Raw genomic sequence first — 21,490 nt, 5'->3', positions numbered from 1 at the left:
GTCTTTATAACTCACTATGTTAGAAAATATAACATACGAAGTTAGAGGTGTATTTCACAAAAAAACTGACAAATCATGTCTTTTTATAAAAATGAAAAACGTTGTTATGTCAGTGAAATAGCGGTGTTTTAAGGTGTTTTTGCTTACTGACATTACTTGTTATAAAATTAAAAAATTCAGAAAAATCGTACAAAAACCCTTTACTCAGATTAAAAATAGTGTTATATTATCTAACATAAAAATTGGTTTTAGATTTTAAAACCTTGGAAAATAAAGGAGTTTTTGATATGGATGCAGGAAGTATTGCTTTTATGATTATCTGTGCTGCTCTGGTTTTCTTGATGACACCAGGTCTAGCATTCTTCTACGGTGGTCTTGGAAGACGCAAAAATGTTATCAATACTATGATGATGTGTGCGATTCCGATGGCTCTTGCTTCAGTCTTGTGGATGGTATGTGGTTATTCTCTATCATTTGGCGGTGATGGGAACATCATTGGTAATTTTTCACATCTATTCTTTAATGGTGTGAGTGAAACTGCAAGTACACGTGGTTTAGTGATTCCAGATGCACTATTTGCTGTCTTTCAGATGATGTTTCCAATTATCACTGTTGCCATTTTAACAGGAGCGGCAGCAGGGCGTATGAAATTCACACCTTTAGTCGTTTTTGTTGTTTTGTGGTTGTTCTTGGTTTATTTCCCATTTGCTCATATGGTTTGGGATGAAGGGCTTCTTGCAAAATGGGGCACAATTGACTTTGCTGGTGGTGATGTGGTTCATATTACGTCAGGGGTATCTGGTTTAGTTTTGGCTTTGCTTCTAGGTAAGCGTCGTGATTATTACCGTTTAGAATATCGTCCACACAATGTTCCTTTTGTTTTCTTAGGTGCAGGTCTTCTTTGGTTTGGATGGTTTGGATTTAACGCAGGTTCTGCTTTAGCTGCTGACGGTTTAGCTGTGCATGCTTTTGTAACAACTCATATTTCTGCAGCGGCCGCAATGTTCTCATGGTTAGTGATTGAAAAACTTCTGACTGGTAAATTCTCACTTGTTGGTGCTTCAACTGGTTTAGTTGCTGGGCTTGTTGCTATCACACCTGGTGCAGGTTTTGTTTCAACTTGGAGTTCACTTTTAATTGGTCTTTTTGTTAGTCCGATTTGTTATTTTGCTATTTCAGTTCTTAAGAGTAAGTTTGGCTATGATGATGCTTTAGATGCTTTTGGTTGTCATGGTGTTGGTGGTATTTTTGGGGGATTGGTCACAGGACTTTTCACAACTCCAGAACTTGCTCTTGATAAGCACAATATCGGTTTGATTTATGGTGATGTTCATCTTTTCTTGGTGACGATTGCCGCAATTGTTTTTACAATTATTTGGTCAGCGGTAGCTACATTTATTATTGTCAAGGTAATCTCAATCTTTACTGCCATTCGTGTTGAAGATCGTGCGGAAGCTATTGGTCTTGATGATAGTGAACATGAAGAAACAGCTTACCCAACTTTTATGGGATTAGATTCATAATAGAAAATAGTTTTTAGAGAGAGGATATATTATGAAAAAAATTGAAGCAATTATTCGACCAGATCGTTTGGAGGATTTGAAAGATGCTCTAGCAAAAGCAGGATTTGCAAAAGGAATGACGGTTAGCCAAGTTTTAGGATATGGCAATCAACGTGGTTTTGCAGAGTATGTTCGTGGTCAAAAAATTGTGCCAACCTTGCTTGCCAAAGTAAAAGTTGAAATCGTAACACATGATGCTGCAATTGATGAAATTGTTGATGTTATTAGTAAATCAGTCCGTACAGGAGAAGTTGGAGATGGCAAGATTTTCATTTTTCCCGTCGAAGAAGTCATCCGTATTCGTACAGGCGAAAGAGGAGGGGATGCCGTTTAGCAGATAAAATCCAAAAGTTTAGTCGTAAAATGTGATGTGATGGAAATCCGAGTTCGAAAGAATTCGGATTTTTGGGTGAAAAAAACACCTTGATAACAAGGTGTTGTGAATGATTAACAAATCTTTGTTCCGTGTGCAGCTTTGGCGCCAGTTTTTTCAATCAATTCTTGGTAATTATCAGCTGTAACACCGCCACCAATCATGATTTCAATACGGTCGTTAGCATATTCCACAAGTTCTTTTAAGTGGTCGATGTTTTCAAAAATATCATTTGCTTCTGAAGAACCGTGTGTCAAAATACGTGTGAAGCCAAGTTCAACGAGTTGGTCGATAGCAGCTTTTTGGTCTGCTTTTGGAATTTGGTCAAAAGCCATATGAAAGACTAGTGGAAGTCCTTGAGTCGCTGGTAGAAGTTGTTCAATACCGTCTTCATCAATGTGATTATCTTCAGTTAATAATCCGAGAACTAAGCTATCGCTTTCAAGCTCTACTGCACGGATAATGTCATCTTCCATGATGCGAAGTTCGCTGTCGTTGTAGACGAAGTTTCCGCCACGAGGTCGAATCATTGTTGCTAGTGAAATGTCTTTTTCATGCAAATAGCGCGCAGCTTCTTTGATGACACCGTAAGAAGGCGTTGTTCCTCCAACTGCCAAATTATCGCAAAGCTCAACACGTTTAACAGATGAGTCAAGTTGGCTGAGATGTGTTGTGTTTTCAGCGCAGAATTCTTTGATAATCATTTTTTCTCCTTAATGTTTTTTAGTAGTTACTATTATAACATGATTTTTTTATAAAAATTATTTATAAAAATTCGAAAAAATCTTTACAAAATTCAGAAAATTATGATATAATTTATAGCATTATACGGAGGTATTTTTATGACAATTTACAATTTCTCTGCAGGACCTGCAGTGTTGCCAAAACCAGTGCTTGAACAAGCACAACGTGAAATGCTTGACTACCAAGGTAGCGGCATGAGTGTTTTAGAAATGTCCCACCGTTCCAAAGAGTTTGATGATATTATTAAGGATGCTGAAAAATTATTGCGTGAATTGATGAATATTCCCGATAATTATAAGGTAATGTTCCTTCAAGGAGGAGCATCTACTCAGTTTACTATGCTTCCTTTAAACCTAGCTAAGGGACGTAAGGCATATTATCTAGTTGGTGGATCATGGGGTAAAAAAGCTTATGCAGAAGCTGTTAAATTGTCCAAATCCGTTCCTTTTGAACCCGTGCTCCTAGCCTCGTCTGAAGACACTGTATACGATCACATTCCTACATTTGATTCAAAAGATATTGACCCAGAAGCTGCTTATGTTCATATCACAACTAATAACACTATTGAAGGAACTTCAATTTATGACCTTCCTGACACAAATGGTGTACCAATCGTTGCTGATATGTCTTCAAATATTTTAGCAGTACGCTATAATGTTGAAGATTTTGCATTGATTTATGCTGGTGCGCAAAAAAATATTGGCCCAGCTGGAGTGACTGTTGTTATTGTTCGTGAAGATTTCTTGAATGATGAACCAACACTTTCAGCAATGCTTGATTACCGTATTCAAGCTGAAGCGGGTTCACTTTATAATACTCCGCCAGCTTATAGTATTTACATTGCTAAACTTGTTTTCGAATGGGTGAAAGCCTTTGGCGGTGTGGACAAGATGGAAGCAGCCAATCGTGAAAAATCAGGACTTTTGTATGATTTTATTGACCAATCAGATTTCTATACAAATCCTGTTAAAAATCCAGCTGAACGTTCAGTAGCTAATATTCCATTTGTAACGCCAAGTAAGGAATTAGATGCTAAGTTTGTGGCTGAAGCGACACCGCTTGGTTTCAAAAATATTAAAGGTCACCGTTCTGTAGGTGGTATGCGTGCAAGTCTTTATAACGCATTCCCACGTCAAGGTGTTCTTGATTTAATCGAATTTATGAAAAAATTTGAAGCTGAAAACAAATAAGTTTTTCAGACGAAGATGTCTGTTGTTTCTTTTGGAGTGATATAAGCCATTTAAGTCTGAGATTTTATCCCAGACTTTTGGTATAGGGGTAAATTATGGTATACAGTGTTAAAACATTTAATAATATTAATCAAGTAGGGCTTAGAGAACTTGGAAATCAGTTCCAGATTGATGGTGATTTGGCTGAAAATCCAGATGCTTTCATTTTGCGTAGTCAAAATCTTCATGGAATCGATTTTCCAGAAAATCTAAAAGCGATTGCGCGTGCTGGTGCTGGGACAAATAATATTCCGATTGCCGATGCGACAGCAGCTGGGATTGTGGTTTTTAATACACCAGGTGCTAACGCCAATGCAGTTAAAGAAGCAGTTCTTGCTTCAATCTTGATGTCAGCGCGTGATTACATCGCTGCAAATGCATGGGTAAATACACTTTCTGGTGACGATGTTCCAAAACAAGTTGAGGCTGGTAAAAAACAATTTGCTGGTAGTGAAATTTCTGGAAAAACACTTGGAGTTATCGGACTTGGTGCTATCGGTGGTCGCATTGCTAACTATGCACAACGCCTTGGTATGAACGTTCTAGGATATGACCCATATGTGTCTATTGAGACTGCTTGGAATATTTCACACCATGTTAAGCGCGTGGATGACGTTAAAGAAATCTTTGCTAATTGTGATTATATTACTGTTCATGTGCCTTTGACAGATGAAACACGTCACACATTTGACAGCGAAGCTTTTGGTTTGATGCAAAAAGGAACAGTTGTTATCAACTTTGCGCGTGGTGAATTGGTTGACAATGCAGCGCTTTTTGAAGCGATTGAAGCTGGTGTCGTGAAACGTTATATCACAGATTTCGGTACTGAAGAACTGCTTAATAAAGAAAAAATCACAGTTTTCCCACACGTTGGTGGCTCAACAGCTGAGGCTGAATTGAATTGTGCTATTATGGCAGGTAAAACTATTCGTCGCTTTATGGAAACAGGAGAAATTACGAATTCTGTCAATTTCCCTAATGTTCATCAAGCATTGACTGCGCCATATCGTATCACATTGATTAATAAAAACGTGCCAAATATTGTGGCAAAAATTTCAACAGCTGTTTCAGAGTTGGGAATTAATATCGATAACATCATTAACCGATCAAAAGGTGAATATGCTTATACGCTTCTTGACCTTGATGAAAATGATAAAACTAAGGTTGACCACTTAGTTGAAAACTTTGAAAATAGTGATAATATCGTTCGTGTTCGCTTGATTGCAAAGAAATAAAAAAGAAGAGTTGAGATTAAATCTCAGCTCTTTTTTCTGATATTTGGTATAATAAGATAATTTTAAGTTGTTATGAAGGAGTATACGATGCTTACGTTTTATGAATATCCAAAATGTACGACTTGCCGTCGTGCTAAGGCTGAGCTACAAGGAATGAAAGTTGACTTTGAAGCGATTGATTTGACAGTTGATACACCAAAGGTTGAAGAAATCAAGGCATGGATGGAGAATTCTGATTTTACAATTAAAAACTTTTTCAATACAAGCGGTCAAGCATACCGAGCACTTGGCCTGAAAGATAAAGTTGATTCTTTGACAGCTGATGAAGCAGCGACTATCCTTGCCTCAGATGGAATGCTAATTAAACGACCAGTTTTGGTCAAAGATGGAAAAGTTCTTCAACTCGGTCACCGTAAATCATACGAAGAGTTGTTGGGGGAATAAACAGGTAGCAATCATCGCTTCGCGGTGGTTGCTTTTTTGTAGTGACAAAACATTAAAAAGTCTGAAAAATGAATAATTTTAATCATTTTTTTGTTATAATAATTTCGTATAATTTTTGAGGGAGAGGACAATGTCAAGATTTATGAAAAAAGGATGGATATGGCTTTGCTTAATTTTCTTTTTTCTTATTGGAATTTATTATGGAAAATTTACAAGTCAACATTCTTATTTAGGAATTACTGCAGATTATTATAATGGACATTGGATAGTGACAGATGTTCACAGTGGTGGTTTAGCAAAATCTACTTCTTTATCAACGGGGGACTCTATTTTAAAAATTGATAATCAAAGAAGTCAGGATAATTTTTTGCTAAATAAGTGGTTGATTGTTGAACAGTCCAACCGCATACTTGTAAGTCACAGGAAGCGCCAAGAAAGTATTTCTTTTGAGACGAAAAAAGGTCTAGATACATCGTTCTTCTTTTTTGAAGTGATTGCTTTTTCTTTGTTGGTTTGGGCAATGTCATCTTTAAATAGGAAAAAAATAACTAAAATTAGTAGCTATTATAGCTTTTTTCTGATCGCTACGGCTTTTTTTCTTAGTTCACTTATACCGTCTAGTATGGGAAATAGTCTAGGACGTTTATTTATTGTTACATATATTACTTTATTACCGTTTTTTGTTGATATTTTTTGGCGAATTAGTGTCCGTGATGAAGAAGTAACAAAGTTATCTATGTTTTCAAAAGTAGTTATTGTTTACTCTATTTTAACAATCTTACTTTTCTTTGGAGTACAACTTTTCAATTTACCTTTGTTCTTTGTTAGATATTTATCCAGAGGGATTTTTTACGTTAGCTTTGCTTTGTTATTAATCTTGGTAACCTTTTCTTTGCTAGTAAGGGAAAGAGAGTTATCCTTGAAAAGGGTAAATTTAGTTCTTTTAACATTGTTTAGTTTACTGCCGTTATTTATTGGTTATGTCTTTCCATTACCATATGAACTTCCTTTTTCATGTACTATTCCTCTTTTATTTCTTCCTATTATGGCTGTTGTCAATCATTTGATTGTTAATCGTTTGACAGTTGCGAGAGCTCAATTACCCCTTCAAGTAGTTTATGTTTTAGAGGCTTTGGTTTCAACTCTTGTTATGATGTCGTTTTCAGTTATGATGAATTATATGCCAATATGGTTTGTGGCAATCTACTGTTTTTTGTATATTTGGTTTTCTTTGCCAATTATTAAAGATTTTATGCTTATGGCAAAAAAGTTGAATTATCATTTAGATGGACAGAATATTTTTTCTGCTGTTGAAATGGAACGTGAGGATATCTCAATTGCTATCCATGATACGATTATTCAAGATGTGATTTATCACAAGAAACAAATAGAATCTGCCGATACCATTGATAAATATGAAATTTTAAACACTTTAGATGATGTTATTTTTGAATTGCGTGAATTGTGCTCTAATATTTATCCTTTGATGATTAAAGAATTAGGATTGAAAAATGCAATTTTAGAGTTAGTGGATAAATTCCAGAAAGAAGAGCCTGTTTTGATAGAATGTGAAATAACTTTTAATAGTTCTGCTTTTGAAAGTCGAATTAATAATTTTATTTTACGTTCAATCAAAGAATTAATTACAAATAGTGTTTTACATGGCAATGCTAAGCAGATTAAATTATCTCTTTTTGAAACTACTAATCAGGTTGTGGTTCAAGTAAGAGATGATGGAAAATTTATCGAACGACCTGATGATCATAAAAGTCATTTTGGACTTAATGTGATTGCTGAAAAACTGTCTCTACTTGGAGGAGAGTTACAGATTGAAAAATCGCCGACTATTGTAAGAATGATATTACCGAAGGGAGATAAAAATGTTAAAAATAGCAGTGATAGATGATCATGAGTTAGTTTTAGATGGAATCTGTGCACAACTTGCCAAAGAAGAGAAGTTTGATATTATTGGAGCATTTACAGAGGTTGAAGAATTAAAACTTTGCTTAAAATGTAAAAAAGTGGATATTTTAATTATGGATTTGATGTTAAAAGATATTCATGGTTTTGAATTAATTAAACAATTAAAACAAATGCACTTAAGTTTTCCAAAGATTATTCTGATTTCAGGTTTTTATGACCCAATGTTACATAAGCGAGCCAATGAACTTGGAGTTAAAGCTTTTCTTCCAAAAGAAACTTCTTCTACAGAACTAATAAGTACGATTATCAATGTTGCTAGTGGTAATTGTGTTATTCCAGATACTCTATTGGAAGGTCAGGAAAATCATTTATTAACAGAAGTTGAACTAAAAATTTTGAAATTGATTGCTGAAGAGTATTCTAATGCACAGATTGCCAAAGAATTATTTATTAGTCGTCGAACAGTTGATACACATGTGACAAATATTTGTACAAAGTTAAATGTTACGGGGCGAGTTGGAGCAGTGCGAGAAGCTGTTAAATTAAAATTAGTATAATATGGAACCAAAAAGGTAAACAGATATTCGTAAATTACGGATGTCTGTTTTTTTATGTTCTTGTATGATTGAGAGGTAAGAAAAATGGAAAAGGAGACGATGGATGGCAAATGTTGATGCGTTATTAGGTGATCATCGACAAAGATATTTTGGAGATGGTCACAAGAGAACTTTATATGGAGTAAGTGAGATCAATCACAATCTATTTGGCTCAATTTCACATAGTGGTATTTGGTCAAGTAAATCACAGCAAGAAGTGCAACCACACTTGAGTACTCTAGATGGTGTTATTTTGGCTTGCTTACTAGCGGAAAAATATTTAGAGGAGATTGGAGAATCTCCAAATCTTTATTTTTTGACCAAATTTGAAATTAAATCGGGTATGAAACCGATTGAGAATCTAAATAAAATTCCCTTAGTTCTAAAGAGTACAATTACTGAAGATGATTATATTGCTTTTAATGCATTGATTTTAGATATGAAAGTCAATGTGACTTTTAAAAAAATTGAATCTCCAGAAAAAGTGGCTGTTACTGGAGAGATTCTTGAAGGATTTATTAATAATCACTTAAAAAATATTCAACATGATATTTACGATATTAGTTTTATAGATACGCTTGATACAGCTGATAAGTGTTCAATCTTTTGTAAAGCAGATAGAAGGGAGACGAAATCTGTTGACTATAAAGGAATTTCAGCTAATTTTTCTAATTGTTATTCACTCTTGGAATTGTTGATTATATTTTCACAAATGGCTGAAATGTTAGCGTACCATGCTGATAATATTGATAGAGATTGTAGTAAAACTTTATGGATGAAAAATGTGACTGCTGAGGTAGTTCAACCAATTCCAGTTGGTGAAATTGAGCTATTAGGAAAAATTAGAAAAAATAAGTTGATTGATATGAAAGGGCATAATTGGAAGATTTTTGAAATGTCAGGTGCAGATACTAAGAACCGTATTTGTATTTCAAGTAAAATTGCTCATCAATTACCAGAGTTGGGAGAATAAAAAATGTATAAAAAAGAAATAAGGCTGGTTATTTCAGGAACTTATTCAACTGGAAAGACGACAACAGCAACAGCATTATCAATTGCAACTGGTATACCGTTGATTAATGCATTGTCTGCTCGAGAGATTTTAACTGAAATTTATCCAGGTAGGAGATTTCAAGACATGAATGCTACTGAGCTTATGACTTTAGGATTAAAGAGATTTGAAGAGAGAATACGAGAAGAAGCAATTCTATATAAAGAAAATTCTAGTTTTATTTCAGATGGTTCCGTACTGAATGAATGGATTTATGGCACGGTAAGGTTGAAAATTGGACTAAACCCGGGAGCAAAATTCATGCATAGACTTTCAAAGGCGATTTTAGGAATACTGGGAAAAAATTTTTACCGAAAGTACATGGATGCTTATGGTCAGGTTGCTAAAATGCACTCAAAAATGTGGTATACCGATGTTGTTCATTTGCCAGTAGAATTTGCCATGGACCCCGATGGACATCGTCCAGTTTCTGAAAAGTATCGAACACTATCTGATATTGAAATTCAAGAAGGATTTCTTGCTGTTGGAAAAAAGCCCGAGTTGGTGACTGGCAATCAAGAAGAACGTTTAGAGAAGATTATTAAACTTTATGATTTGCCGATTGTTGTTCCAATTAAAGATGCTATTAAAGAAGCAGAAAAAGTTATCTCAAGTAACCGTGAAGCAGTGTCAAAACGCATTATTGAACAGTACAAAGAACCATCATTGAAAGAAAAAGTGAAGTTTTTGACAGAATTTTAGGAGAAAAAATGATTACATTTCAAAATATTAGTAAGATTTATCAAGTCGGAGATCAAGAGGTTAAGGCTTTAGATGATGTTTCTTTTTTTATTGAAAAGGGAAAATTTACTATTATCTTGGGACCTTCTGGCTCTGGTAAAAGTACCATGTTAAATTTACTTGGTGGTATGGATCAGGCAACAAGTGGGAGTTTTTTATTTGAAGATACGGATGTAACTCGTCTTAACGATAAAGAGTTATCAAAATATCGCAAAGATGTCGTTGGCTTTGTTTTTCAATTTTACAACCTTGTTCCTAGTTTAACGGCGCTGGAAAATATTAGCATTGCTGCTCATTTGACCAAGAACGAAAAACAAGCAGAACTATTTTTAGAAAAAGTAGGACTTTCTCATCGCAAAAATAATTTTCCAAATCAATTATCTGGTGGTGAAATGCAGCGCGTCTCAATTGCTAGGGCTTTGGCTAAAAAACCAAAACTTTTGCTTTGCGATGAGCCAACAGGTGCCCTTGATTCAAAGACTGGGCAGAAAATCATTGAATTATTAAAAGAAACATCTGCTGGTAAGGATGTTGCTGTTGTTATGGTAACGCACAATGCTGAATTTGAAAAATATGCAGACAAGGTCATTTATTTAAAAGATGGCAAGATTGATGCTATTGTCGATAAATAAATGGATAGATTGGAAGAATGATGAAATATCTTAATTTAAAACTCAGAAGGGATATCAGACGTCATTGGCAACAATTCTTTTCAGTGTTTTTGATGTCCTTGTTAAGTGTGTTAATTTTTGTTGGGTTGCAAGGTGCTTGGTATGGTTTGGAAAAAAGTTTAGATTCTTTTATTTCAAAATCATCTTTGCCCGATGTATGGATTCAAGCAGATTCAATTAACAATAAGCAAATTGAAGAATTGAAAAAATTATCTTCTGTGAAGAAGGTTGTTGCTAAGACTAATTTAGTGGCAAAAGTTGACTTGAAGAGTGATTCTGAAAAATATATTAGTCTAGATTCTTTTGATGATTCTTCTCAAAAGGTCATTACAGTTGATAAAGGAAATAAGCTATCAAGAAAGACTGAAGGGCTTTGGCTAGATAGTAAATTCGCTCAAAAAAATCATTTGAAACTTGGTGATAAGATAAAATTAGTTATTTCCAATCAGACGTTCAGTTTTCCGATTAAAGGTTTAGTTGAGTCGGCAGATAAGATTTACTTTACTGGAAGTCTTGAATTTATGGCGCCTAATTCCAAAAACTATGCGTATGGTTATATTTCTGATAAGACTTTAGCTAAAATTACTCATAATCGCATGACTTATAATGCCCTTGAGATTTATTCAAAAAAAGATGATATCAGAAGCGATGTCGAAACTATTTTAGGAGCACATTTGTTATCTTACTATAATCAAAAAACATTGACAGAGATATCTGAGGCTACTGGAAGGGTTGGACAAATCAGAAATTTATCGTACCTATTTTCATTTATTTTTATTCTTTTAGCGATTCTTGCAATGTTTACGACAATTCGTCGTTTGATAGAAAGTCAGACAAAAGAGATTGCAGTCATTAAAGCTTTAGGCTATTCAAACAAACAAATCACATGGCACTATATTTCATTTGGTTTATTAGTTGGAAGTTTTGGAGCTTTTGCTGGAGCAGCTATTTCACCTTTGATGTCTCTTTTTGTTCTTCAAACGCAAAAGGCGATGTTTAATTTACCTTATTGGCAGATTGCTTATTCTTGGTCGGCTTTAACAGTTATTTTTATTGTTATTTTTATTTGTAGTTTGTCAGCGTATTTGGCTTCTCATCAAGTAATTAAAGGATTACCTGCTGTATTTCTACGTGGAAAAACTAAAAAAGTATTCCATGTTTTTCTTGAAAAAGTTCCTCTTATTTGGAGTCACTTTTCTGATGAGACAAAATGGGCGATACGTGATGCTTTCATTAACAAGGTACGGGTTCTTATGGGAATTGTCGGAGTAGCTGGAAGTATGATGCTACTAATTGCTGGTATCGGTATGCCTATTTCGATGAATCATTTGGTAGATAAAGCTTATAATACTGACTTTTCATACGCTAAGCGTTTAACTGTTGCCAATTATAATCAAGCAGCTAAAGCCTATCGTGGTCAAGGTGTGCAAATTACACAAGCACATTTTTCAAAAGATGACGGCTATAATCGTCTCTTGATTATTGTCAGTGATGGTGATTGTGTCAATGCCAGAACAGCAGATAATCAGTCAATTAAAAAAGGTGGTATCTATGTTACCAATCGCTTTGCTGAATTAGCTCACATCAAGAAAGGTGATGTTTTGAAGGTAAAGCCTTACCGAGATGGAAAAGTGTATTCATTTAAGGTTGAAGGAATTGTGACAAGTGAGACAAATCAAGGTGCTTATATCAGATCAGAAACCTTTGAGGCATCAGGTGGACGATTCACTCCACAGACATTGCTAGTTGGTCAAGAAGTCACAAAATCAGATATTAAAAATGATTCTAATATTTTATCGATCATTAATAAGTCAGAACAAGAAAAAAATGCTTATGACTTTGTTAACAGTTTAATGAGTGTCTTTTTGATGATTATTGGGTTTGCTTTGTTGCTTGTTGTTGTCGTCCTTTATAATCTAGGTTCTCTAAATTTTGTAGAACGTATGCGTGATTACGCTACCTTGCAAGTCTTAGGTTTTTCAAAACAAAATTTGCAAATCATTACTATGATTGAAAATTTAATGACAACATCAATTGGTTGGATAGTTGGGATTCCAATGGGAATCTGGTTCTTGAGAAGGTATGTTGCGACATTTTCAACAATCCGTATTGAATACACAGCTTATGTGACTTGGCAAGTTCTTTTAATTGCAAGTATTTTAGTGTGGCTGACTTCGGCTATTACCACAGTTATTATAAGTCACAAAATTAAAACTATTAACATGGTTGAAGCTCTAAAAGGAGTAGAGTAAATAATAAAACCACCTAAATGTTAAATTTAGGTGATTTTATGTGTTTATAAATCAATTTCTAAAACGATTGGTGTGTGGTCTTGACGTGCGCCTGAGTCAATCATTTCTGATTTTGTGATTTTACCTGCGATGCGGTTTGATGTGAGCCAGTAGTCGATACGCCAGCCAGTGTTGTTAATTTTACTAGTTTTGCTGCGTTGTGCCCACCAACTATAGACATTTGGAATGTCACCGTGAAGGTAACGGAAAGTATCTGTGAAGCCTTTTGCTAGTAAGTTTGTAAATCCTGCACGTTCTTCGTCGGTGAATCCAGCAGAGCGACGGTTTGAATTTGGATTGGCAAGGTCAATCTCGTTGTGAGCAACGTTGTAATCACCAGTTGCTAAAACGGGTTTTGTTTGGTCAAGTTCTGCTAGGTAATCAGCGTATTTTTCATCCCAAATTTGTCGTTCAGCTAAGCGTTTTAGACCGTCTCCAGCATTTGGAGTGTAGACTTGTGTGACGTAGAAATGATCAAATTCAAGAGTGATGATACGTCCTTCGCAATCCATCGTGTCAGGGGCACCGATCTCTGGGAAAGAAATGGTTGGTGTTAGATGATTTTTATAAAGGAACATTGTCCCAGCGTAGCCTTTTCTGGCTGGTTCGACTGACGAGCGCCAAGATACTTGGTAATCTGGAAAGTAGTCTTCTAGGATTTGCAAATGTTTTTTTGTAGGTCCTTTGGCTGATAATTTTGTTTCTTGAATGGCAATGATATCAGCATCTTCAGCCACAAGTGTATCGATAACAGCGCGTGAGAGAACGGCGCGTGCAGAATCACTTGTGAGTGCTGCGTTGAGCGAATCAATATTCCACGAAATGAGTTTCATAATAGCTTACCAGACTTCTTTTTAGAAGTCTCTTCTTTCTAAAAGTTTAATCGTTAGTTTCTATTTTAGCAAAAAAAGAGAATGCTTGCGATTCTAATGCTTTTGGTTATATCATTTTTGGGAAAAGTGGTACAATCTATTTAGAAAAAAATCTAAATACCTAAACTTTGGAGGAACGTTATGACATTCGCTGAAACATTTAAAGCTTTGTCACATCCAATCCGAAGAGAGATTCTGAATTTATTAAAGGAAAAGTCGCTAACGGCTGGTGAGATTTCAGAGCAGTTTGATGTGGCTTGGGCAACGATTTCGCACCATCTTAGCATTTTGAAAAAGGCTGGATTGGTTGTTGAAAAACGAGAAAAAAATTTTATTTATTATGAATTATCTACCTCGGTTTTAGAGGATGTCATGGCTTGGTTGGCTGATTTAAAGGAGTCTTCGAAAAATGAAAAAAACTAATAAAGAATTTTTGATGACAGCACTTGTGATTGCATTGCCAATGGTGATTGGAGCAATTTTCTGGAATCAACTTCCTGAAAAAATCCCGACTCATTTTGGAATTGATGGTCAAGCAGATGGTTATAGCAGCAAGCTTTTTACGCTTTTTGCTTTTCCAGCATTGTTTCTTCTTTTTCAAATTATTTGTCTGGCATCTTTTGAAAAAGAATCTGTAAAAGTCAATATTCCAGCAAAAATGAGAAGATTTTATACTTGGTTGATTCCAGTTTTGAGTTTGATTATTCAAGGATCAATCTATGCTAACGCACTTGGTTTTATTAAGAGTGGTCCAACACTTGTCACAACTTTTCTAGCGATTGTTTTTATCGTGATTGGCAATTATCTTCCTAAGATACAACGAAATGCCACAGTTGGTATTCGTATTCCTTGGACACTTTCTGATGATAAAAATTGGTATAAAACTCACCGTATGGCAGGAAAATTGTGGGTGATTGGTGGCTTGATTATCTTGCTTGAAAGTTTTATTCAAGTGGCTTTGCCTTACGTGATGGGAGTGGTTATTGCGGTTATGACTGCTGTCCCTATTGTGTACTCATTCATTCTTAGTCGAAAAAAATAGTCTCTGATTCTTCAGAGGCTTTTCTATTTTTTTGATAAAATTTTGTTTAATTGTGTTATAATGATAGGACAAAATAAAGGAGATTTATTTTATGAAAAAGACAATTTCATATTGTTTGCTAGCTCTCTGGTTTATTGTCATGTTAGCTAGTTATTGGATGTTTTTGCCACCACTTAACCCGCTTAGTACTGGTTTTTGGGCATTTGTCTTAGAAGGATTAGCTCTAGCTTTTGGAGCAGTACTTTTGTTGTCTTTGACAGGAAAACTTCAACAAGTTACTGTTCAAATGCCTGGGACACGTGTGCGCAAAGTCGTCTCTACCCCAACACCAAAACATGGAAAAACATTGTCTGTTATTGGTACTGTCATTGTGGGGATTGTTCTATTACTAAGCGTTTCGTCTTTCTTTAACTCTCGATTGTTCAGAGCAAAAAGTTACGCTAACGTTATTAAAGTAAAAGATGCTGATTTCACATCAGATTTTCCAGAAACAGATATTTCTCACTTAGCTTTGCTTGACCGCTCATCAGCTAAGAAAATTGGTGATACTTATCTTGGAACTATTGATAAAGTTTCTCAATTTGGCATTTCAGATGATTATCGTCAAGTGACAATTGGTGAGCAGCCCTACCGTGTCTCACCTCTTGAATACAAATCTTTCTGGAAATGGTTCTCTAACCATAAAGAAGGTATTGGTTACTACGTCAAAGTCAATCAAACAACTGGTAAAGCTGAACTTGTCAAACTTGATAAAGGAATGAAATACTCTGATTCTGAGTACTTCTTCAATGATACGCTCCGCTATCTACGCCTAAAATATCCAACTGCAATTTTTGGAGATCCATCATTTGAAGTTGATGACCAAGGTAATCCTTACTACGTTGCAACGACTTACAAACCTAAATTCATGTTAAGTTCTAGCGATCCAACAGGTGCTATCTTACTTAATGCAGTGACAGGTGAAACAAAACGTTATGACCTCAAGGATATTCCTGATTGGGTTGACCGTGTCTTCTCAGCTAATAACGTTATTAGTCGTGTTGATGATTATTACACTTATCAAAAAGGTTTCTGGAATACGGTTTTCAGCCAAACTGGCGTTAAAAAGACAACTGATATCTACAATTACATTTCAATTGGTTCAGATATTTACCTTTATACAGGTATTACATCAGCAACTGCGGATTCATCAAACCTTGGATTTATCTTGGTTAACATGAGAACGCGTGAAGTGACAAATTATAAATTGGCATCAGCGACTGAAACTGCTGCGCAAGAATCAGCAGAAGGTGAAGTTCAAGAAAAACATTATGAAGCGACAGCTCCGACACTTGTAAAATTAGACGGCAAAGCTTACTATCTTGTTTCTCTTAAAGATGCTGCTGGTTTGGTCAAATCTTATGCAATTGTAGACGCTGAAGATTATCAACAAGTTACCGTTGACAATGATATCGAGACTTTAATTGCAAAATTCACAGATTCTGATACATCAGCTTTATCTGGTGTCACAACTAATTCTGGCAAATCTGCTGAGAAAGTTAAGGTGATTACTGGAGTTGTTGATAAATTAGCTAGTCAGATGATTTCAGGTTCAACAGTTTATTACATTTCTTCATCTGGAGAAATTTACAAAGTTAAGGCAACGACTGACACAACAGACAGTCTTCCATTCCTTACAGTCGGTGATCAATTCAAAGGTGAATTGCAAAAGGATAATTACCTAACAAAATTTGAAATCACAACTGAAAAATAATATATAAAGACTGAGATGGTGTTCTCAGTCTTTTTAATACGATTTTTTCGTATGCCCCAGCATTTAGCCTATAATCAGCCATAAAATTGTGTTATAATTAGGTGTTATCAATAAAGGAGTTTCATTTGCTCCTATTTGAAAGGAAAGAAAATGACTAGTAAACAACCATTTTATATTACAACACCGATTTACTACCCATCAGGTAAGCTTCACATCGGTTCTGCTTACACAACAATTGCTTGTGACGTTTTAGCACGTTACAAACGTATGATGAACTATGATGTTTTCTATTTGACTGGTCTTGATGAACACGGTCAAAAAATTCAACAAAAAGCTGAAGAAGCTGGAATTACACCACAAGCATATGTTGATGGCATGGCTGCTGATGTTAAAAAACTTTGGGAAATGCTTGATATCTCATATGATAAATTTATCCGTACAACTGATGATTATCATGAAAAAGTTGTTGCTGAAGTTTTTGAAAAATTGTTGGCACAAGATGATATTTATCTAGGTGAATATTCTGGTTGGTACTCAGTCTCAGATGAAGAATTCTTTACAGAAAGCCAATTAGAAGAAGTCTTCCGTGATGAAAACGGAAAAGTCATTGGTGGTATCGCCCCTTCTGGACACGAAGTTGAATGGGTTTCTGAAGAATCTTACTTCCTACGTCTTGGAAAATACGCTGACCGCTTGGTTGAATTCTTCCATGCACACCCAGACTTCATCCAACCTGATGGTCGTATGAACGAAATCATTAAAAACTTCATCGAACCAGGTCTTGAAGATTTGGCTGTCAGCCGTACATCATTTACATGGGGTGTTAAAGTCCCATCAAATCCAAAACACGTTGTTTACGTATGGATTGATGCCCTTCTTAACTATGCAACAGCACTTGGTTATGGTCAAGAAGACCACGCAAACTTTGATAAATTCTGGAACGGAACTGTCTTCCACATGGTTGGTAAAGATATCCTTCGTTTCCACTCAATTTACTGGCCAATTATGCTTATGATGCTTGACATGAAATTGCCTGAACGCTTGATTGCCCACGGATGGTTTGTCATGAAAGACGGTAAAATGTCTAAATCTAAAGGTAACGTGGTTTATCCAGAAATGCTTGTTGAACGTTTCGGTCTTGACCCACTTCGTTACTATCTCATGCGTTCACTTCCAGTAGGTTCAGACGGAACATTTACACCAGAAGATTACGTAGGACGTATCAACTATGAATTAGCCAATGACCTTGGTAACCTTCTTAACCGTACTGTTGCCATGATTAACAAATACTTCGGTGGCGAAGTGCCAGCTTATGTTGAAAACGTGACTGAATTTGATGCTGACTTGGCAGCACTTGTCGCTGAAAAAATCACTGAATATCATAAACAAATGAACGCAGTTGATTACCCACGCGCACTTGATGCTGTGTGGAGTATCATCTCACGTACAAACAAATACATTGATGAAACAGCTCCTTGGGTACTTGCTAAAGATGAAGCTAAACGCGATGAATTAGCAGCAGTAATGGCTCACTTGGCAGCTAGTCTTCGTGTGGTTGCTCACCTTATCCAACCATTCATGATGACGACATCAAATGCTATCATGGAACAACTTGGTCTTGGAGCTAACTTTGACCTTGAAAATCTTGCTTTGTCAGGATTCCCAGAAGGTGTGAAAGTTGTTGCTAAAGGAACACCAATCTTCCCACGTCTTGATATGGAAGCTGAAATTGACTACATCAAAGCGAACATGGGTGCAGGTGCAGTTGTTGCTGAAGAAAAAGAATGGGATCCAGCAGAAGTTGAACTTAAAAACGAAAAGAAAGCTATCAAATTTGATGACTTTGACAAAGTAGAAATTCGTGTTGCCGAAGTCAAAGAAGTTTCTAAAGTTGAAGGTTCAGAAAAACTTCTTAAATTCCGTCTTGACGCTGGTGATGGCGAGGACCGCCAAATCCTTTCAGGAATTGCGAAATTCTATCCAAACGAACAAGAACTTGTTGGTAAAAAATTACAAATCGTTGCTAACTTGAAACCACGTAAAATGATGGGACTTCTTAGCCAAGGTATGATTTTATCAGCTGAACATGATGGTAACTTGACTGTTCTTACAGTTGATCCAAGTGTACCAAACGGTAGCCAAATCGGTTAATTATTAATAGTAATAAATAGAATGCTCAGCTTTTGTACACTTTTGCCACAAAAGCTGGGCTTTTATATTGCTTTCACATGTAAAAAATAATAGAAATTTTGAAGAAATTCTGTAGCGTCAAAAATAGAATTTGTTAGAATCGAGAAACGTGTTATAAGATAATAACCCAAACGAGCCTTAGGGCTCGTTTTTTGGTATACTAGTGGTATTAATTATCAAGGAGAGAAAAAATGACTTTTGAAGAAATTTTGCCTGGTCTGAAGGCTAAGAAAAAATATGTGCGTACTGGCTGGGGCGGAGCAGAAAATTACGTTCAGCTTTTTGACAGCATCGAGCAAAATGGTGTGGCACTTCCAGTGACACCATACTTCCTCATCAATGTATCAGGTGAGGGCGAAGGATTTTCAATGTGGTCACCAACTCCGTGTGATGTCCTAGCCACTGACTGGGTTGAAGTCCATGACTAAAGTACTTATCACAGGTGTGAGCTCAGGGATTGGACTTGCGCAAGCACGACTTTTTTTAGAAAATGGCTGTGCGGTATACGGTGTTGATAAATCGCAAGCGCCTGAGATTAAAAATGAAAACTTTCATTTTCTACAGTTAGATTTGACGACGGATTTAGCTGCGCTCTACGATTTTGTTCAGGACGTGGACATCTTGTGTAACACCGCTGGAATTCTCGATGCCTATAAGCCACTGCTTGAAGTGTCAGACGATGAACTCGAGCGCGTGTTTCAGACTAATTTTTTCGCGACGGTTAAAATCACTCGCCATTATTTAGCTAAAATGGTTGAAAGACAATCAGGTATCATCATTAACATGTGCTCGATTGCTTCATTTATTGCAGGTGGGGGCGGAGCAGCTTACACAGCTAGTAAGCATGCACTTGCAGGTTTCACGCGTCAGCTTGCACTTGACTACGCCAAAGATAAGATTCAAGTGTTTGGTATTGCACCAGGTGCGGTTAAGACAGCCATGACAGCTAGCGATTTTGAACCAGGAGGCTTGGCTGACTGGGTTGCTCAAGAAACACCAATCGGACGTTGGAGCAAGCCTGAAGAAATTGCTGACTTGACAGAATTTTTAGCATCAGGAAAAGCTACATCTATGCAAGGTGAAATTATCAAAATCGACGGCGGCTGGAGTTTGAAATAAATAGAGATAAGGAGACTTCTGAAATGAAGAGGAGAAAACCATAGGCTACTCTCTGTCGAACTCGTAATTGAAGTAAGACAGAAAAGAACAGGAGAAAGCTTATGAACGCACAAGAACTTTGGAACAAATACAAAAAAATAAATCCTTCAATCGGAGATGATATTGATGCTTGGCAATTTGGAGTAGAAGCTAATTTGTTAGCGCAGCTAGTCCTTGAAGGAACAAAAACAGCGACAGCATCGGCTTATGATTTATACGCTGTTGATAATGACCCGCTACCTGAGGTTGGGTCTTATGATGTGGTTCTCGACAGTCAAGACCAAGCAGTTTGTATCATTCAAATCAAGAAAGTTTCTGTTGTGCCATTTAATCAGGTGTCAGCAGAGCACGCTTTCAAAGAAGGCGAGGGTGATAGGACATTAGCTTATTGGCGTGATGTTCACGAGAAGTTTTTCAAACCTTATTACAATGAATACGGTCTGACATTTAACGGTGATAGCCAAATTGTTCTTGAAGAATTTGAAGTGGTCTATCCCACACTTTAGTATGACAATTACTTGTTATAGTATCAGTTTGAGAAACGAACATGTGCTAAACTGTGCTTAGACATTAATTAGGAGGAAATCCATGAAATTAGCTATTTTAGGAACAGGAAAAATCGTTGAAGAGGTTTTACCAGTTTTAAAAGAAATTAATGGAATCGAATTATCAGCGATTTTATCAACACCGCGCAGCATTGAAAAGGCTGAAAAACTAGCCGAGGTTTATGCGATTAGTCAAGCTAGTAGCGACTACGATAGCATTTTGGCAAATCCAGATGTGGATACGGTTTATGTTGCCCTTCCAAATCACTTGCATTATGACTACGCTAAAAAAGCTTTGTTAGCTGGCAAAAACGTCATTTGTGAAAAGCCATTTACACTTACTTTGGCTGAGTTTGAAGATTTGGCTAAAATAGCTGAGCAAGAAAATCAAATTTTGCTTGAAGCCATTACCAACCAATACCTTGGTAATTTTGCTTCTATCAAGTCTAATCTTTCAAAACTTGGTGAGATTAAGATTGTAGAGTGTAACTATTCACAATATTCATCTCGTTATGATGCTTTTAAACGTGGTGAAATTGCGCCAGCCTTTGATCCAGCAAAAGGTGGAGGTGCTCTGCGTGATCTCAATATTTATAATATTCATTTGGTGGTCGGTTTGTTTGGTAAACCTGAAAAAGTTCAGTATTTGGCAAATGTTGAACGCGATGTGGACACTTCAGGAATTTTGATTATGGATTATGGACATTTCAAGGCTGCTTGTATTGGTGCTAAAGATTGTAGTGCTGATATCAAGTCAACTATTCAAGGAAATAAAGGGTCTATTGCTGTACTTGGACCAACAAATAGCATGCCAGAATTATCTCTAGCCTTAAATGGTCAAAGCATGACAATGATTAATGAAAATTCCTTAAACCATCGTATGCACGATGAGTTTGTAGCCTTTCAAGCTATCATCGAACATAAAGATATGGCAGCAACAAAACTAGCACTTGACCACAGCCGTCTAGTCATGGAAGTTTTGGACGAAGCTGTTAAGAGTATGTAGTTAAGGTGCAGATGCCATAAAATTAAGCCTTGAGGCGGTAAATGTGATATAATAGAGTAGCTTG

At 36.1% G+C, this 21,490-nt stretch carries 21 protein-coding genes; 19 read left to right on the top strand and 2 right to left on the bottom strand.

Going from position 1 to position 21,490, the window contains the following annotated elements:
* Positions 1-287: 287 nt before the first annotated feature.
* Both ACNTMY_RS07440 and ACNTMY_RS07435 read left to right on the top strand, forming a co-directional pair.
* Positions 288-1,523: an ammonium transporter gene (locus ACNTMY_RS07440; protein ID WP_423215975.1), complete on the top strand. Its 1,236-nt coding sequence runs from the start codon at positions 288-290 to the stop codon at positions 1,521-1,523.
* 31 nt (positions 1,524-1,554) lie between these two features.
* The gene (locus ACNTMY_RS07435; RefSeq protein ID WP_024343682.1) at positions 1,555-1,896 is read left to right on the top strand and encodes a P-II family nitrogen regulator; all 342 of its coding nucleotides are present in this window, start codon (positions 1,555-1,557) and stop codon (positions 1,894-1,896) included.
* Between the two features lie 113 nt (positions 1,897-2,009).
* Here the strand turns inward: ACNTMY_RS07435 and ACNTMY_RS07430 are convergent, their stop codons facing one another.
* The gene (locus tag ACNTMY_RS07430) at positions 2,010-2,639 is read right to left on the bottom strand and encodes a copper homeostasis protein CutC (protein ID WP_423215974.1); all 630 of its coding nucleotides are present in this window, start codon (positions 2,637-2,639) and stop codon (positions 2,010-2,012) included.
* 138 nt (positions 2,640-2,777) lie between these two features.
* Here ACNTMY_RS07430 and serC point away from each other — a divergent pair, with 138 nt between their 5' ends.
* The 9 genes from serC (at position 2,778) to ACNTMY_RS07385 (ending at position 12,821) form a co-directional block, all read left to right on the top strand.
* On the top strand, positions 2,778-3,869 hold the full coding sequence (gene serC / locus ACNTMY_RS07425; RefSeq protein WP_423215973.1) for a 3-phosphoserine/phosphohydroxythreonine transaminase: 1,092 nt from the start codon (positions 2,778-2,780) through the stop codon (positions 3,867-3,869).
* A 95-nt stretch (positions 3,870-3,964) separates the two neighbouring features.
* Positions 3,965-5,143: a 3-phosphoglycerate dehydrogenase family protein gene (locus ACNTMY_RS07420; RefSeq protein ID WP_423215972.1), complete on the top strand. Its 1,179-nt coding sequence runs from the start codon at positions 3,965-3,967 to the stop codon at positions 5,141-5,143.
* A gap of 87 nt (positions 5,144-5,230) precedes the next feature.
* Entirely contained in the window at positions 5,231-5,587 is a 357-nt protein-coding gene (locus tag ACNTMY_RS07415) for an arsenate reductase family protein (protein WP_423215971.1), read from the top strand.
* A gap of 130 nt (positions 5,588-5,717) precedes the next feature.
* Complete coding sequence (locus ACNTMY_RS07410; protein WP_423215970.1) at positions 5,718-7,493, top strand: sensor histidine kinase; 1,776 nt, start codon at positions 5,718-5,720, stop codon at positions 7,491-7,493.
* Positions 7,468-8,067 carry a response regulator transcription factor gene (locus ACNTMY_RS07405; protein ID WP_027968445.1) on the top strand — a complete coding sequence of 200 codons (600 nt, stop codon included), beginning with the start codon at positions 7,468-7,470 and terminating at the stop codon, positions 8,065-8,067. The genes ACNTMY_RS07410 and ACNTMY_RS07405 overlap by 26 nt, the downstream gene beginning before the upstream one ends.
* A gap of 103 nt (positions 8,068-8,170) precedes the next feature.
* On the top strand, positions 8,171-9,079 hold the full coding sequence (locus ACNTMY_RS07400) for an AvrD family protein (protein WP_420543461.1): 909 nt from the start codon (positions 8,171-8,173) through the stop codon (positions 9,077-9,079).
* A gap of 3 nt (positions 9,080-9,082) precedes the next feature.
* A complete protein-coding gene (locus ACNTMY_RS07395) occupies positions 9,083-9,859 on the top strand; it encodes an AAA family ATPase (RefSeq protein WP_420543460.1) in 777 nt (258 codons plus the stop codon).
* An 8-nt stretch (positions 9,860-9,867) separates the two neighbouring features.
* Positions 9,868-10,530, top strand: a complete 663-nt coding sequence (locus ACNTMY_RS07390; RefSeq protein WP_423215969.1) for an ABC transporter ATP-binding protein — start codon at positions 9,868-9,870, stop codon at positions 10,528-10,530.
* A gap of 17 nt (positions 10,531-10,547) precedes the next feature.
* Positions 10,548-12,821, top strand: coding sequence for an ABC transporter permease (locus tag ACNTMY_RS07385; RefSeq protein WP_423215968.1), 2,274 nt, complete (start codon positions 10,548-10,550; stop codon positions 12,819-12,821).
* 44 nt (positions 12,822-12,865) lie between these two features.
* On the opposite strand, the gene ACNTMY_RS07380 is transcribed toward ACNTMY_RS07385, so the two are convergent.
* Positions 12,866-13,693 (bottom strand): exodeoxyribonuclease III, encoded by an 828-nt coding sequence (locus ACNTMY_RS07380; RefSeq protein ID WP_423215967.1) that lies wholly within the window; start codon positions 13,691-13,693, stop codon positions 12,866-12,868.
* A 180-nt stretch (positions 13,694-13,873) separates the two neighbouring features.
* Here ACNTMY_RS07380 and ACNTMY_RS07375 point away from each other — a divergent pair, with 180 nt between their 5' ends.
* The 8 genes from ACNTMY_RS07375 (at position 13,874) to ACNTMY_RS07340 (ending at position 21,426) form a co-directional block, all read left to right on the top strand.
* The gene (locus ACNTMY_RS07375) at positions 13,874-14,155 is read left to right on the top strand and encodes an autorepressor SdpR family transcription factor (protein WP_423215966.1); all 282 of its coding nucleotides are present in this window, start codon (positions 13,874-13,876) and stop codon (positions 14,153-14,155) included.
* A complete protein-coding gene (locus ACNTMY_RS07370; protein WP_423215965.1) occupies positions 14,142-14,774 on the top strand; it encodes an SdpI family protein in 633 nt (210 codons plus the stop codon). The genes ACNTMY_RS07375 and ACNTMY_RS07370 overlap by 14 nt, the downstream gene beginning before the upstream one ends.
* Before the next feature lie 91 nt (positions 14,775-14,865).
* Positions 14,866-16,527 carry a hypothetical protein gene (locus ACNTMY_RS07365; protein ID WP_423215964.1) on the top strand — a complete coding sequence of 554 codons (1,662 nt, stop codon included), beginning with the start codon at positions 14,866-14,868 and terminating at the stop codon, positions 16,525-16,527.
* A 150-nt stretch (positions 16,528-16,677) separates the two neighbouring features.
* The gene (gene metG / locus ACNTMY_RS07360) at positions 16,678-18,678 is read left to right on the top strand and encodes a methionine--tRNA ligase (protein WP_033153159.1); all 2,001 of its coding nucleotides are present in this window, start codon (positions 16,678-16,680) and stop codon (positions 18,676-18,678) included.
* A gap of 230 nt (positions 18,679-18,908) precedes the next feature.
* On the top strand, positions 18,909-19,145 hold the full coding sequence (locus ACNTMY_RS07355) for a DUF2829 domain-containing protein (RefSeq protein ID WP_004232906.1): 237 nt from the start codon (positions 18,909-18,911) through the stop codon (positions 19,143-19,145).
* Positions 19,138-19,836 (top strand): 3-oxoacyl-ACP reductase, encoded by a 699-nt coding sequence (locus ACNTMY_RS07350; protein ID WP_423215963.1) that lies wholly within the window; start codon positions 19,138-19,140, stop codon positions 19,834-19,836. The genes ACNTMY_RS07355 and ACNTMY_RS07350 overlap by 8 nt, the downstream gene beginning before the upstream one ends.
* A 101-nt stretch (positions 19,837-19,937) precedes the next feature.
* Positions 19,938-20,381, top strand: a complete 444-nt coding sequence (locus tag ACNTMY_RS07345; protein WP_423215962.1) for an ASCH domain-containing protein — start codon at positions 19,938-19,940, stop codon at positions 20,379-20,381.
* 82 nt (positions 20,382-20,463) lie between these two features.
* Positions 20,464-21,426 (top strand): Gfo/Idh/MocA family protein, encoded by a 963-nt coding sequence (locus ACNTMY_RS07340; RefSeq protein ID WP_423215961.1) that lies wholly within the window; start codon positions 20,464-20,466, stop codon positions 21,424-21,426.
* Positions 21,427-21,490 lie beyond the last annotated feature (64 nt).

This window comes from Streptococcus equinus (assembly GCF_049393735.1).
Classification (GTDB): domain Bacteria; phylum Bacillota; class Bacilli; order Lactobacillales; family Streptococcaceae; genus Streptococcus; species Streptococcus equinus_G.
This window is presented reverse-complemented; position numbering and strand designations above follow the sequence as displayed.